The sequence below is a fragment of the Burkholderia mayonis genome, from assembly GCF_001523745.2.
Taxonomy (GTDB): domain Bacteria; phylum Pseudomonadota; class Gammaproteobacteria; order Burkholderiales; family Burkholderiaceae; genus Burkholderia; species Burkholderia mayonis.
The window spans coordinates 2,786,566-2,799,284 of sequence record NZ_CP013386.1 but is presented as its reverse complement, the minus strand read 5'-3'; the positions used below and the strand labels follow the sequence as shown (position 1 = coordinate 2,799,284).

Annotated in this window: 12 protein-coding genes; 7 read left to right on the top strand and 5 right to left on the bottom strand. The window is 67.1% G+C overall.

What is annotated here, in order from left to right; genetic code table 11:
• Positions 1-7 precede the first annotated feature (7 nt).
• The 3 genes from WS70_RS13430 to WS70_RS13420 form a co-directional block, all read right to left on the bottom strand.
• A complete protein-coding gene (locus tag WS70_RS13430) occupies positions 8-1,189 on the bottom strand; it encodes an aminotransferase-like domain-containing protein (RefSeq protein WP_059596681.1) in 1,182 nt (393 codons plus the stop codon).
• A 60-nt stretch (positions 1,190-1,249) separates the two neighbouring features.
• Positions 1,250-2,158 carry a DMT family transporter gene (locus WS70_RS13425; RefSeq protein WP_059596680.1) on the bottom strand — a complete coding sequence of 303 codons (909 nt, stop codon included), beginning with the start codon at positions 2,156-2,158 and terminating at the stop codon, positions 1,250-1,252.
• Between the two features lie 61 nt (positions 2,159-2,219).
• A complete protein-coding gene (locus WS70_RS13420; RefSeq protein WP_059596679.1) occupies positions 2,220-2,903 on the bottom strand; it encodes a VOC family protein in 684 nt (227 codons plus the stop codon).
• 145 nt (positions 2,904-3,048) lie between these two features.
• On the opposite strand from WS70_RS13420, the gene WS70_RS13415 reads away from it, so the two are divergent.
• The 7 genes from WS70_RS13415 to mctP all read left to right on the top strand — a co-directional run bounded on the left by WS70_RS13415 (position 3,049) and on the right by mctP (position 10,685).
• Positions 3,049-4,503, top strand: a complete 1,455-nt coding sequence (locus WS70_RS13415) for an aminotransferase-like domain-containing protein (protein ID WP_059596678.1) — start codon at positions 3,049-3,051, stop codon at positions 4,501-4,503.
• A 122-nt stretch (positions 4,504-4,625) separates the two neighbouring features.
• On the top strand, positions 4,626-6,524 hold the full coding sequence (gene htpG, locus WS70_RS13405) for a molecular chaperone HtpG (protein WP_059469442.1): 1,899 nt from the start codon (positions 4,626-4,628) through the stop codon (positions 6,522-6,524).
• The gene (locus tag WS70_RS13400; protein WP_197419198.1) at positions 6,524-7,126 is read left to right on the top strand and encodes a chorismate--pyruvate lyase family protein; all 603 of its coding nucleotides are present in this window, start codon (positions 6,524-6,526) and stop codon (positions 7,124-7,126) included. The genes htpG and WS70_RS13400 overlap by 1 nt, the downstream gene beginning before the upstream one ends.
• The gene (locus WS70_RS13395; RefSeq protein WP_059596677.1) at positions 7,126-7,602 is read left to right on the top strand and encodes a DNA-deoxyinosine glycosylase; all 477 of its coding nucleotides are present in this window, start codon (positions 7,126-7,128) and stop codon (positions 7,600-7,602) included. The genes WS70_RS13400 and WS70_RS13395 overlap by 1 nt, the downstream gene beginning before the upstream one ends.
• Before the next feature lie 168 nt (positions 7,603-7,770).
• The gene (locus tag WS70_RS13390) at positions 7,771-8,694 is read left to right on the top strand and encodes a class I SAM-dependent methyltransferase (protein ID WP_059469444.1); all 924 of its coding nucleotides are present in this window, start codon (positions 7,771-7,773) and stop codon (positions 8,692-8,694) included.
• 204 nt (positions 8,695-8,898) lie between these two features.
• Positions 8,899-9,138: a DUF3311 domain-containing protein gene (locus WS70_RS13385; protein WP_059469445.1), complete on the top strand. Its 240-nt coding sequence runs from the start codon at positions 8,899-8,901 to the stop codon at positions 9,136-9,138.
• On the top strand, positions 9,135-10,685 hold the full coding sequence (mctP, locus tag WS70_RS13380; RefSeq protein WP_059469446.1) for a monocarboxylate uptake permease MctP: 1,551 nt from the start codon (positions 9,135-9,137) through the stop codon (positions 10,683-10,685). The genes WS70_RS13385 and mctP overlap by 4 nt, the downstream gene beginning before the upstream one ends.
• Before the next feature lie 109 nt (positions 10,686-10,794).
• On the opposite strand, the gene WS70_RS13375 is transcribed toward mctP, so the two are convergent.
• Entirely contained in the window at positions 10,795-11,229 is a 435-nt protein-coding gene (locus WS70_RS13375; protein ID WP_059596676.1) for a VOC family protein, read from the bottom strand.
• Positions 11,230-11,644: 415 nt separating this feature from the next.
• Positions 11,645-12,598 carry a transaldolase gene (gene tal, locus WS70_RS13370; RefSeq protein WP_059596675.1) on the bottom strand — a complete coding sequence of 318 codons (954 nt, stop codon included), beginning with the start codon at positions 12,596-12,598 and terminating at the stop codon, positions 11,645-11,647.
• Positions 12,599-12,719 lie beyond the last annotated feature (121 nt).

The window sequence follows — 12,719 nt, the reverse complement described above, 5'->3', positions numbered from 1 at the left end:
TAAAGCGTCACAGACGCTCGCGCAACAGCTTGCCGAGCCGCGCGACGCCTTCTTCGATCTTTTCCGGCGGCACCGTGACGAACGACAGCCGCAGCGTGTTCTTCCGCGGGTCGTTCGCGAAGAACGGCGCGCCCGGCACGAACGCGACGTTGTTCGCGACGGCCGCGTCGAGGAGCTGCATGCTGTCGATCTGCTCGGGCAGCTTCACCCAGATGAACATCCCGCCTTCCGGGCGGTTCCAGCTCACGCCTTCCGGCATGTGCCGCGCAAGCGACGCGAGCATCGCTTCGCACTGCGCGCTGTAGAGCCGGCGGATCGTCGGGATGTGCTCGTCGAGAAAGCCGTCCTGGATCACTTCGTATGCGATGTGCTGCGTGAGCGACGGCGTGTGCAGGTCCGTCGCCTGCTTCGCCTGCACGAGCTTGAAGTGCAGTTCCTCGGGCGCAATGATATAGCCGATCCGCAGGCCGGGCGCGAGCACTTTCGAGAACGTGCCGAGATGGACGACGTGATCGGGCGCCATCGACAGCATCGTCGGCAGCGGCTCGCCCGCGTAGTTGAGCGCGCCGTACGGATCGTCCTCGAGCACCGGGAACGGGCTCGTCTGCGCGAACGCGGCGAGCGCGCGGCGGCGCTCGACGGGCAGGCGGCGGCCCGTCGGATTCTGGAAATTCGGTTGCGCGTACAACAGGCGCGCGTCCTTCGTCAGCTCGGGCGTGAGCGCGTCGGGCATGAGGCCGGCGTCGTCGGTCGGCACCTGCACGTAGGTCGGCTCGAAGAGCGAGAACGACTGCAGCGCGCCGAGGTAGGTCGGCGTCTCGACGAGCACGCGGCTTGCCGGATCGATCAGCACCTTGCCGAGGAGATCGAGCGCCTGCTGCGAGCCCGTCGTGACGAGCACCTGGGTCGTGCGCACGCGATAGCGCTCGGCGATCCACTCGCGCAGCGGCAGAAAGCCTTCCGTCGCGCTGTATTGCAGCGCGGCGGCGGGCGAGTCGCGCAGCACGCGGTCGGCGGCCTCGCGTATCCGCCCGGCTGGGAACGTCGCGGGCGACGGCAGGCCGCCTGCGAACGAGATGACCCCGGGGCGCTCGGTCACTTTCAGGATCTCGCGGATCGCCGAGCTCGTGAGCTTGCGTGCGCGTTCGGACAGGGCCCAGTGGGGCGGCTTGAGATCGCTCGGATTCATGGTCTCCTCGGTCGGTATCGTCGGTCGTTCGGATGAAAGGGGCGATTATCGCTCGTCAAATCAGGCGGCGCGAGCCGGTTGCGGCGCGGTGCTCACGGCGGCGCGCCGGCCGAGCACGACGGTCGCGATCACGGCGGCGGCGAAGATCCACGTCGACGGCGAGACAGTCTCGCCGAAGAAGAGCGCCGAAAACGCGATCGTGAAGAAGATCTGCAGCAGCTGCACCTGGCCGACGCGCGCTGTGCCGCCCATCGCGAGGCCCGCGTACCAAGCGAAGAAGCCGATGAACTGCGAGAACAGCGTCACGTAGCCGAACGCGAGCCACACGCGCAGCGACACCGGGCCCGGGTGCGCCGCGTGGTGCGCCCAGGCGAGCCAGCCGACGGGCAGCACGAGGAGCGGCGCGGATACGACGAGCGCCCAGCAGATCACCTGCCAGCCGCCGATCTCGCGCGCGAGGCGCGCGCCTTCCGCGTAGCCGAGCGCGCCGATGCCGACCGCGACGAGCATCAGCAGGTCGCCCGGCTGCAGCGCGCCGCCGCCGTCGCGCAACGCGAACGCGACGACGAGCGCGCTGCCCGTCACGGCGCTTGCCCAGAACGCCTTCGACGGCCGCTCGCGCGACAGCCACGCCGCATACAGCGCGACGAGGAGCGACTGCAGCCCGTTGACGACCGCGCCGTGCGCGGCGGGCACGGTCTTCATCGCCCACGCGGAGAACACCGGAAACGCGACGATCACGCCCGCCGACACGACAGCGAGGCTCTTCAATTGAGCGCGGGTCGGCACGCGCTCGCGGCGCAGCCACAGCAGCAGCCCGGCCGGCGCCGCGGCGGCGAGCGCGCGTCCGAGCCCGTTCAGCAGCGGATGGAATTCGGTGACGACGATGCGCGTCATCGGCAGCGTCAGGCTGAAGATCATCACGCCGATCAAGCCGAGCAGCATGCCGCGGGTTTCGCGCGAATCCATGAGGTGTCTCCGTCGATATCGGTTGTCGGACATCGGAATGAGGGAGCGGGCCGCCGCGCGGCTAGCGCAGCGTGCGCACGCCCGCGGGCGTGTCGAATTCGGCGGCGAGCGCGGGCGTCTCGCCCGCGTCGAGGTCGATCAGGTGCGCCGCGTTCAGCCAGACGAGTTGCTCGCGCACGGCGTCTGCCTGCGGGTGCGCGCCCTTGAGCGCCCTCAGCGCGACGCCGCCGTGCGGCAGCGTGTCGGCCGGGTGGCGCGCGTCGTTCCACTGGATCAGCGACGGCAGCACGCCGTCGCCCGCGTGCCGCCACGCGGGCAGCGAGCCGTCGCCGGGCACCGTCAGCCGCCAGCCGAAGTCGCCGCGCGTCATCGGCACGACGCGGGCAATCCGCGCCGGGTACTGGCGCTGCCACAGGTCGAGCTGGCGCGGACGATCGACGCGCGCGACCCAGTGCGCGAGGTACGGGCCTTGTTCGAGGCGCGCCCGCGTCGCTGGATCGTCGAGGCCGAAGAGGCGCGGCCGCGCCTCGCCGTCGGCGGGCGGGGGGGCGTCGGGATCGGGCGCGATCACTTCGAGATACGCGCCGCCCCACAGGCCGAACAGGCGATTGTGCGTGCGCATCGACGGATGCGCGCCGCCGCCCGCGGGCGCCAGACCGAGCGTGTCCGCGACGTACGCGACGCCTTCTTCGAGCGTGCGCGCGGCGACGACGAGATGATCGAGTTTCAGTGAATGCGCTGCCATCGAACGAAAAGCGAGGAATCGGGACTGGTTTCCCGGCGGACGTGCGCCATTGCGCCGCATCGCCGTCGAAAAACTGTAATCGCGGCGACCGGCACAGTAACGGTACAATCGCTGCGATACTCTTCGGTACAGTTGGAGGCCTGCGATGTCCACCGTTCCGCTTGCGCAGATTCCCGCGCCGCACGATACCGCGACGCTCACGCTCGTCGACCAGCTCGTGCAGTGGGCGCGCCGCCGGATCGACGAGCGCGTGTTCCGGCCCGGCATGCGGATGCCGTCGATCCGCAAGCTCGCGGTCGACAAGAGCGTGTCGCGCTTCACGGTCGTCGAGGCGTACGAGCGGCTTGTCGCGCAAGGCTATCTCGATTCGCGGCGCGGGTCGGGCTTCTACGTGCGCGAGCGCGCGCCGGGGGTGCAGCCCGTCGCCGGGCCTGACGGCGGACAGGCGCAGCCGGTGCACAACACGATCGACGTCGTCTGGCTGCTGCGCAACATGCTGCACACGGTCAGCCCGGAAAAGGGGCCGGGACTCGGCTATCTGCCGAGCCGCTGGCTCGACGGCGAGCTGATCACGAGCGCGTTGCGCGCGCTCGGCCGGCAGGCGGGCGCGCAGATGCTCGGCTTCGGCAGCGCGCAGGGCTTCCTGCCGCTGCGCCAGCAGCTACAGACGCGCCTGGCCGAAATCGAGATCGGCGCGACGCCTGACCAGCTCGTGCTCGTGTCCGGCATCACGCAGGCGATCGACCTGATCTCGCGCCTCTGCGTGCGGCCGGGCGACGCGGTGATCGTCGGCGATCCGGCCTGGTTCCAGATGTTCGGCCGCTTCGCGTCGCAGGGCGCGCAGCTCGTCGGGATGCCGTACACGCCCGACGGCCCCGATCTCGACGCGCTCGAGAACCTCGTGCAGATGTGGCGTCCGAAGATGCTCGTGATCAACTCGGTGCTGCACAATCCGACGGGCACGTCGCTGTCGGCCGCGCGGGCGTTCCGGATCCTGAAGCTCGCCGAGGCGTACGATTTTCTCGTCGTCGAAGACGACGTCTACGGCGACCTGTGCCCGCCGAGCTATCCGGCGACGCGCCTCGCGAGCCTCGACCAGCTGAAGCGCGTGATCTTCCTCGGCAGCTATTCGAAGACGCTCGCGGCGAACCTGCGGGTCGGCTACATCGCGTGCGCGCCGGAGCTCGCGAAGGCGCTGACGGACCAGAAGATGCTCGCCGGGATGACGACGCCCGAGCTCAACGAGCGCGTGCTGTACAAGGTGCTGACGGAAGGGCACTACCGGCGCCACGTCGAGCGGCTGCGCGCGCGGCTCGACGGCGTGCGCGACAAGACCGCGCGGATGCTCGAGCGCACCGGGATGCGGCTCTTCACGATGCCGGCGGCCGGGATGTTCCTGTGGGCCGACACGGGCGTCGATTCGGACGCGCTCGCCGCGGCCGCGCACGAGGAGGGCTTCCTGCTCACGCCGGGCAGCCTGTTTTCACCGCAGCAGTCGCCGTCGACCTGGACCCGTTTCAACGTCGCGAACTGCGGCGATCCCGCGCTGCAGGCGTTCCTTGGCCGCTATCTCGACAGCGTGAATCGCCGCGCCTCTTGAAATTCCCGCAAGCGCCCCAACTTGGGGCGCGGTCGAGCGTTGCGGGATGCCGCGCGCCGACTCCTGTGGGGTCGTGAATCGAAAATGTCTGTCGTATTGACGCAATCAATGGGTAAATCAAGATGACTCAGCAAACCATGAGCTTTCAGGCAGAGGTCAAGCAACTCCTCCACCTGATGATTCATTCGCTTTACAGCAACAAGGAGATCTTCCTGCGCGAACTCGTGTCGAACGCGTCCGACGCCGCTGACAAGCTCCGTTTCGAGGCTCTGGAAAACAACGCGCTCTACGAGAGCGATCCGAATCTGCGCATCCGCCTGTCGTTCGACAAGGCCGCGCGCACGATCACGATCGACGACAACGGAATCGGCATGAGCCGCGACGAGGCGATTGCGAACCTCGGCACGATCGCGCGCTCGGGCACGAAGGAATTCTTCTCGAAGCTCTCCGGCGACCAGCAGAAGGACGCGGCCTTGATCGGCCAGTTCGGCGTTGGCTTTTACTCGGGTTTCATCGTCGCGGACAGGATCACGGTCGAGACGCGCCGCGCGGGCCTGCCCGCGTCCGAAGGCGTGCACTGGGAAAGCGCGGGCGAGGGCGATTTCTCGGTCGGCGCGGTCGAGCGCGCCGCGCGCGGCACGACGATCACGCTGCATCTGCGCGAAGGCGAGGACGAGCTCCTGTCGTCGTACCGTCTGAAGTCGATCGTCCAGAAGTATTCGGACCACGTCGCGTTGCCGATCCTGATGAAGAAGGAAGAGTGGGATCAGGAAAAGGGCGAGATGGTCGAGAAGGACGAGGACGAAACCGTCAACCAGGCGAGCGCGCTCTGGACCCGTTCGAAGAGCGACATCGCCGAAGACCAGTACAAGCAGTTCTACCAGCACCTCGCGCATGATCATCAAGATCCGCTCGCGTGGACGCACAACCGCGTCGAAGGCCGCAGCGAGTACACGCAGCTCCTGTACGTGCCGTCGCACGCGCCGTTCGACCTGTGGAACCGCGACTATCGCGGCGGCCTCAAGCTGTACGTGAAGCGCGTGTTCATCATGGACGACGCCGAGCAACTGCTGCCGCAGTACCTGCGCTTCGTGAAGGGCGTCGTCGACTCGTCGGATCTGCCGCTCAACGTGTCGCGCGAGATCCTGCAGGAAAGCCGCGACGTGAAGGCGATCCGCGAAGGCGTGACGAAGCGCGCGCTGTCGATGCTCGAAGAGCTGGCGAACGCGGAAGACGATGCCGGCCGCGAGAAGTACAAGACGTTCTGGCGCGCGTTCGGCCAGGTGCTGAAGGAAGGCGTCGGCGAGGATCACGCGAACCGCGAGCGCGTCGCGAAGCTCCTGCGCTTCGCGTCGACGCACGGCGACACCGACGAGCAGGACGTGGCGCTCGCCGACTACGTCGCGCGGATGAAGCCCGAGCAGTCGAAGATCTACTACGTGACGGCCGACACGTGGCAGGCCGCGAAGAACAGCCCGCATCTCGAAGTGTTCCGCAAGAAGGGCGTCGAAGTGCTGCTGCTCACCGACCGCGTCGACGAATGGATGCTGTCTTTCCTGCATGAGTTCGACGGCAAGGGGCTCGCGAGCGTCGCGCGCGGCGATCTCGATCTCGGCTCGCTGAACGACGAAGAGAAGAAGGCGCAGGAAGAGACGGGCGAGGCGATGAAGCCCGTCGTCGACAAGATGAAGGAAACGCTCGGCGACAAGGTGAAGGACGTGCGCGTCACGTTCCGGCTGACCGATTCGCCGTCGTGCCTCGTCGCCGACGACAACGACATGAGCGGCTACCTGCAGCGGATGCTGAAGGCGGCGGGCCAGAATGCGCCGGCGTTCCAGCCGATCCTCGAGATCAATCCGGACCATCCGCTCGTCAAGGCGCTGAAGGCCGACGGCGCGGACTTCGACAACTGGTGCCACCTGCTGTTCGATCAGGCGCTCCTCGCCGAAGGCGGTGCGCTCGAGGATCCGGCGAGCTTCGTCAAGCGGACCAACGCGCTGTTGCTGTCGCGCGCGGTGTGATGGCGCGGATGCGTTTCGACGCGGCCGATGCGTGCTGGCGCGAGACGCCGCGCCCCGGCGCGTCGAGCGCGCAGAAGGACTGGCTCACGCGCGGCGGCTCGCTGACCGCGCATCTCGCACGGCTCGGCGGCGTGACGGTGCGCGTGACGCGCGAGGCCGTCGCGACGCCGTGGGCCGACGAGCATGCGGCGCTCGCGTGCGTGACGCGCACGCCTGTCTGGGTGCGCGAGGTCGTGCTCGCAGTCGACGGCACGCCGTTCGTCGCCGCGCACAGCATCGCGCCGCTCGCGGCGAGCAAGGGCGTGTGGCAGGCGATGCGGCGGCTGCGCACGCGGCCGCTCGCGGAGCTGCTGTACAGCGATCCCGAAGTGACGCGCTCGGCGCTCGTGAGCCGGCGCGTGATCGCGGGGCATCCGCTCTTCGCGCTGGCGTCACACGCGCTCAACCGCGCGCATGCGGTGCAGCACGCGTTTGCCGCGCGCCGCTCGGTGTTCGAGCGACACGGCGCGCCGCTGATGGTGACCGAATGCATGCTGCCCGCGCTGTGGCGGCATCTCGATGCGCACGGCGAGCGCCGCGCGCGTGACAGCGAGGCGGCGTGATGTTGCGCGGTTTCCCACCCGTCGTGTCGCCCGGCACGCATACGCTGATACTCGGCAGCTTTCCCGGCGAGGCGTCGCTCGCGGCCGCGCAGTACTACGCGCATCCGCGCAATCAGTTCTGGCGCTTGCTGGGCGTCGTGCTCGGCGAGCCGGATCTGCACGCGCTGCCGTACGAGCAGCGTCTGACGCGCGTGCTCGCGCACGGCTTCGGCATCTGGGACGTGCTCGCCGCATGCCATCGCGAAGGCAGCCTCGATGCGGCGATCCGCAACGCGCGGCCGAACGATTTCGCGCCCCTGTGGGAAGTCGCGCCGAAGTTGAGGAAGGTGTGCTTCAACGGCAAGACGGCGGGGCGCTTCGAGCCGGCGATTCGCGCGGCGGGGTTCGACACGTTCGTGCTGCCTTCTTCCAGTCCGGCGAATGCGATGCTGTCGTTCGAGCAGAAGCTGACTTTCTGGAAGGGCATCATCGCTTGAGATGCCTTGCACGCGGCGCGGCGGTCGACCGCGTGTTTCCTGTTCGCCTGCTTCTTCTTCCGCGCGTCGCCGCACGCAATGACGCAAGCGAGCGGTTCGCCTATGCGCGCTGCCGCGAATGCTATCCTCTCGTTCGCCCAAACAGCCACATCCGTACGAGATTCATCCATGACCCGATTGATCAAGCGCGCGTCCGCCGAGGCGCGCGCGTCCCGGCGCGGCAAGCCGTCTTCCTATAATGGCTCCGACAAGCTCGAACCGATGCGCACAAAGCGCAGCCGCGCCGAGTTCGGCGACGAAGTCGACGGCGTCGCCGTCCTCGACGCGCCGCGCAAGCCGCGCTTCGCCCCCGTCACGTTTTCCGAAGAGCGCGGCGTGCGCTATCTGCATTTCGGCACCGAGTGGGTGCAAGGCGCGATGCGCCTGTCGAAGCCTTATCACATCGAGCTCGAGTACGCGCAGCAGATGATGGCGTGGCTGCTCTTCCTCGAAACGCCGAAACGCATCGTCCAGCTGGGCCTCGGCACTGGCGCACTGACGAAGTTCGCGCATCGCTACCTGCCGCGCGCGCACGTCGAGGCGGTCGAACTGAATCCGGCCGTGATCGTCGCTGCGCGCTCGATGTTCGAGCTGCCGTCCGACGACGCGCGTCTGGCCGTCCACGAAGCGGACGCGTGGGATTTCGTCAATGATCCGAAGAATCGCGGCACGATCGGCGCGCTCCAGATCGACCTGTATGACGCGACCGCGCGCGGCCCGGTGCTCGACAGCGTCGCGTTCTATCGCGCGGTGCGCGGATGTCTCGCCGACGCGGGCATCGCGACGATCAATCTGTTCGGCGACCATCCGAGCTTCGTGCGCAACATGAAGCACCTGAACGCCGCATTCGACCAGCGCGTGATCGCGCTGCCCGAAGTGCACGACGGCAACCGGATCGCGCTCGCGTTCTCCGGTCCGCCGCTGTCGACGTCGTTCGCACAGCTGACCGAGCGCGCGAAGCTGATCGAAGCCGAGCTGCGTCTGCCCGCGCGCTCGTGGGTGAAAGGATTGAAAGCATCGGTCGGCGAGCGCGCCGGCGTCTTCACGATCTGACGTCGAAGCGGCCGCTCGCGCCGCCGCCGGATGGACGAGCGGCGGTGCGCGCGGGCTTCGGGTTCGCCCTCGTATGACCGGGTATTTCCGACTTTTATACTGACTGACGCCAGGGGAGGCGCAGCTTAACCGTCGTGTCGTTCCTCTCGCACTGCCGTACCCGTTCAGAACATATCAATAACCGGGATGTGAAGAGGAGACGTCATGGCTCACGATGCCGACGCCAGCCGGGCCGCGAAACGCTGGCTCTGGCTGCTGGTCCTGCCGCTCGTTGCGATGGTCTGGGTGCCGTCGTACAACAAGATTGAACCGCAATGGTTCGGATTCCCGTTTTTCTACTGGTACCAGCTGCTGTGGGTGTTCTTTAGCGCCGTGATCACGGCGTTCGTCTACTTCAAGACGAAGAATTGCTGGAAGGGCGTCCCGCGGGGAGACGGCAAATGAACCTGACCGCGACCTTCGTCTTCGTACTGTTCTTCGTCGGCGTGACGATCATGGGCTTTCTCGCCGCGAACTGGCGGCGCGGCAATCTCGCCCATCTCGACGAATGGGGCCTCGGCGGCCGGCGCTTCGGCACGATCGTCACGTGGTTCCTGCTGGGCGGCGACCTCTATACCGCCTACACGTTCGTCGCCGTGCCGGCGCTCGTGTTCGGCGCGGGCGCGATGGGCTTCTTCGCGCTGCCGTATACGATCCTCATCTATCCGTTCGCGTTCGTCGTGTTCCCGAAACTCTGGAGCATCGCGAAGCGCCACGGCTACGTGACGGCCGCCGACTTCGTCAGCGCCCGCTACGGCAGCCGCTCGCTCGCGCTCGCCGTCGCGGTGACGGGCATCGTCGCGACGATGCCGTACATCGCACTGCAACTCGTCGGCATCGAGGTCGTGATCGGCGGGCTCGGCTTCGACACGAAGGGCTTCGTCGGCGACCTGCCGCTCATCATCGCGTTCGCGATCCTCGCCGCATACACGTACACGTCGGGCCTGCGCGCGCCCGCGATGATCGCGATCGTCAAGGACATCCTGATCTACATCACGATCGCCGCGGCCGTGATCGTGATTCCGGCGAAGCTCGGCGGCTTCGGGCACATCTTCGGCGCGGTGCCGCCCGCGAAGCTGTTGCTGAAGGCGCCCGACGTATCGAGCCTGAACGGCTTCAGCGCGTACACGACGCTCGCGATCGGCTCGGCGCTTGCGCTGTTCCTCTATCCGCATTCGGTGACGGCGATCCTGTCGTCGTCGTCGGGCAACACGATCCGGCGCAACATGGCGATGCTGCCCGCGTATTCGTTCGTGCTCGGCCTGCTCGCGCTGCTCGGCTACATGGCGCTCGCGTCGGGCGTGAAGGACATGCCGGAATACGCGCCGTACTTCAAGGCGTTCGGGCCGAACTTCGCGGTGCCGGCATTGTTCCTGCACTTCTTCCCGTCGTGGTTCGTCGGCGTCGCGTTCGCCGCGATCGGGATCGGCGCGCTCGTGCCGGCCGCGATCATGTCGATCGCGGCCGCGAACCTCTACACGCGCAACATCCATCGCGAATTCGTCAATCGCAACATGACGCACGACCAGGAGACGAACGTCGCGAAGCTCGTTTCGCTGATCGTGAAAGTCGGCGCGGTCGCGTTCATTCTCGGGCTGCCGCTCACGTACGCAATCCAGTTGCAGTTGCTCGGCGGGATCTGGATCATCCAGACGCTGCCCGCGATCGTGCTCGGCCTCTACACGCGCGTGCTCGACTATCGCGGGCTGCTGCTCGGCTGGGTGGCCGGGCTCGTCTGCGGCACGTGGATGGCGATTTCGCTGAAGCTCGCGAGCTCGATCTTCACGATCCATCTGTTCGGCCATGCGATTCCGGGCTACGCGGCCGTCTGGTCGCTGCTCGTGAATCTCGCCGTGTCGATCGTCGTCAGTGTGCTCGTTCGCGCGTTCGGGATGACGCATGCGGAAGACCGCACGCGACCGGAGGATTATTTCGACGTCGTCGAGAGTTGACGCGCGGTTTCACATCGACCGGAAGCGAACGCCAAAACGCCCGCGGCGCGTCTTGCGCCGCGGGCGTCGTCCATTTGTCGACCGCGAGAAGCTTCGGCTTCCGAAGCGCTCACTTCTTCATGTTTGGATCTTCGACGTTGATCATCCAGTGCACGCCGAATTTATCGCGCAGCATGCCGAAGCCGAGCGCCCAGAACGTCTTCTCGAACGGCATCGTCACTGCGCCGCCGCCTGCGAGCAGCGCGTCGAAGATCTTCTTGGCCTCGTCGAGGGTCTTCGGATCGATCGACAGCGAGTAGCCGTCGTGCACCTGCTGCGTGCCTGCCTTGCAATCGCCGTCCGAGCACATCAGCACTGAGTCGCCGATCTGGAAATTCGCGTGCATCACCTTGTCGGCCATCTCGGGCGGCATCGGCCGCTCGGGATTCGGCGGCGCTTCGTTGTAGCGCACGAGGAAATTCACCTTCGCGCCGAGCGCGTCGCCGTAGAACTTCAGTGCCTCGTCGCAGCGGCCGCCGAAAAACAGACACGGTTGTACTTGCATCGTCGTCTCCTTGATCTTGGGCTGGGATCGGGCGCAGCCGCGCCCGTGCGGACGATTGTAGTGCGTCCGGGTGACAGTAACGGGAAGATTGAAAGGGGCCGCAACGAGCGGGCCGGGAAGGCGTGGGGGAGAAGGGCGGCGATCGAACCGCCCCCCAGAAATCGGCGCCGGCAGCGGGCAATGGGTGGGTAATCGGTGGACAATTGGCGGGCAATCGGGCAATCGGGCAATCGGGCAATCGGGCAATCGGGCAATCGGGCAATCGGGCAATCGATGCCGCGCGGCAACGCCCGGACGCCGCTTCGCAGCGCGGTGCCCGCCGATTCAGGCATCCGAAAAAAAGATGCCGGTGCCGAACCGCGCGGCGGGCGCACGTCGACGACGCCCGCTCGCCGCGAATCGTCGCCCGCTTGCGTCAGCGCAGCGCCTCGATCATCTTCTCGAGCTTCACCGCGTCGGCCGAGAACAGGCGAATGCCTTCGGCGAGCTTTTCGGTCGCCATCGCGTCGTCGTTCAACTGGAAGCGGAACGACGACTCGTCGATTGCGACGCGCTCGAGCCGCGCGTCGTTCGCCGTGTCCGGCGACAGCTTGCGCGCGACCGTCTCGGTGCTGTCCTGCAGCTTTTGCAGCAGGTCGGGACTGATCGTCAGCAGGTCGCAGCCGGCGAGCTCGGTGATCTGGCTCGTCGTGCGGAAGCTCGCGCCCATCACTTCGGTTTCGTAGCCGAAGTGCTTGTAGTACGTGTAGATGCCGCGCACCGACTCGACGCCCGGATCGTTCGCGCCGCCGTTCTTCGCCTCGTCCCATTCGGCGCCCGCCTGCTTCTTGTACCAGTCGTAGATCCGGCCGACGAACGGCGAGATCAACTGTGCGCCCGCTTCCGCGCACGCGGCCGCCTGCACGAGCGAGAACAGCAGCGTCATGTTGCAGCGGATGCCTTCGCGTTGCAGCACTTCGGCCGCGCGAATGCCTTCCCACGTCGACGCGAGCTTGATCAGCACGCGCTCGCGGCCGATGCCCGCTGCTTCGTAAAGCTTGATGATCTCGCGGCCCTTGTCGATCGAGCGCTGCGTGTCGAACGACAGGCGCGCGTCGACTTCGGTCGATACGCGGCCCGGGATCAGCTTCAGGATCTCGGTGCCGAACGCGATCAGCAGACGGTCGATGACGAAGCCGACGGATTCGCCCGCGTGATCGCGGACCGTTTTCTCGAGGATCGGCCGATAGGCGTCCTTCTGGACGGCCTTCAGGATCAGCGACGGGTTCGTCGTCGCGTCCTGCGGCTTGTATTGCGCGAGTTGCTGGAAGTCGCCCGTGTCGGCGACGACGGTCGTGTACTGCTTGAGCTGGTCGAGTGCGGTAGTCATGACGAGTCGAGAGCAAGGCGCGGCGCGCCGGTTCGGTGAAGACGACCGCGCGGCGGGGCGCGGGGCGATGCAGGGCGGCGCGCGCTGCGCGCGGCCGCCGGACCCTCCATTTTAGGCCGGA

Excerpts from the sequence above, each read along its gene's own strand:
- WS70_RS13430 (WP_059596681.1), bottom strand. The coding sequence starts at position 1,189 with ATGAATCCGAGCGATCTCAAGCCGCCCCACTGGGCCCTGTCCGAACGC.
- WS70_RS13425 (WP_059596680.1), bottom strand. The coding sequence starts at position 2,158 with ATGGATTCGCGCGAAACCCGCGGCATGCTGCTCGGCTTGATCGGCGTG.
- WS70_RS13420 (WP_059596679.1), bottom strand. The coding sequence starts at position 2,903 with ATGGCAGCGCATTCACTGAAACTCGATCATCTCGTCGTCGCCGCGCGC.
- WS70_RS13415 (WP_059596678.1), top strand. The coding sequence starts at position 3,049 with ATGTCCACCGTTCCGCTTGCGCAGATTCCCGCGCCGCACGATACCGCG.
- htpG (WP_059469442.1), top strand. The coding sequence starts at position 4,626 with ATGACTCAGCAAACCATGAGCTTTCAGGCAGAGGTCAAGCAACTCCTC.
- WS70_RS13400 (WP_197419198.1), top strand. The coding sequence starts at position 6,524 with ATGGCGCGGATGCGTTTCGACGCGGCCGATGCGTGCTGGCGCGAGACG.
- WS70_RS13395 (WP_059596677.1), top strand. The coding sequence starts at position 7,126 with ATGTTGCGCGGTTTCCCACCCGTCGTGTCGCCCGGCACGCATACGCTG.
- WS70_RS13390 (WP_059469444.1), top strand. The coding sequence starts at position 7,771 with ATGACCCGATTGATCAAGCGCGCGTCCGCCGAGGCGCGCGCGTCCCGG.
- WS70_RS13385 (WP_059469445.1), top strand. The coding sequence starts at position 8,899 with ATGGCTCACGATGCCGACGCCAGCCGGGCCGCGAAACGCTGGCTCTGG.
- mctP (WP_059469446.1), top strand. The coding sequence starts at position 9,135 with ATGAACCTGACCGCGACCTTCGTCTTCGTACTGTTCTTCGTCGGCGTG.
- WS70_RS13375 (WP_059596676.1), bottom strand. The coding sequence starts at position 11,229 with ATGCAAGTACAACCGTGTCTGTTTTTCGGCGGCCGCTGCGACGAGGCA.
- tal (WP_059596675.1), bottom strand. The coding sequence starts at position 12,598 with ATGACTACCGCACTCGACCAGCTCAAGCAGTACACGACCGTCGTCGCC.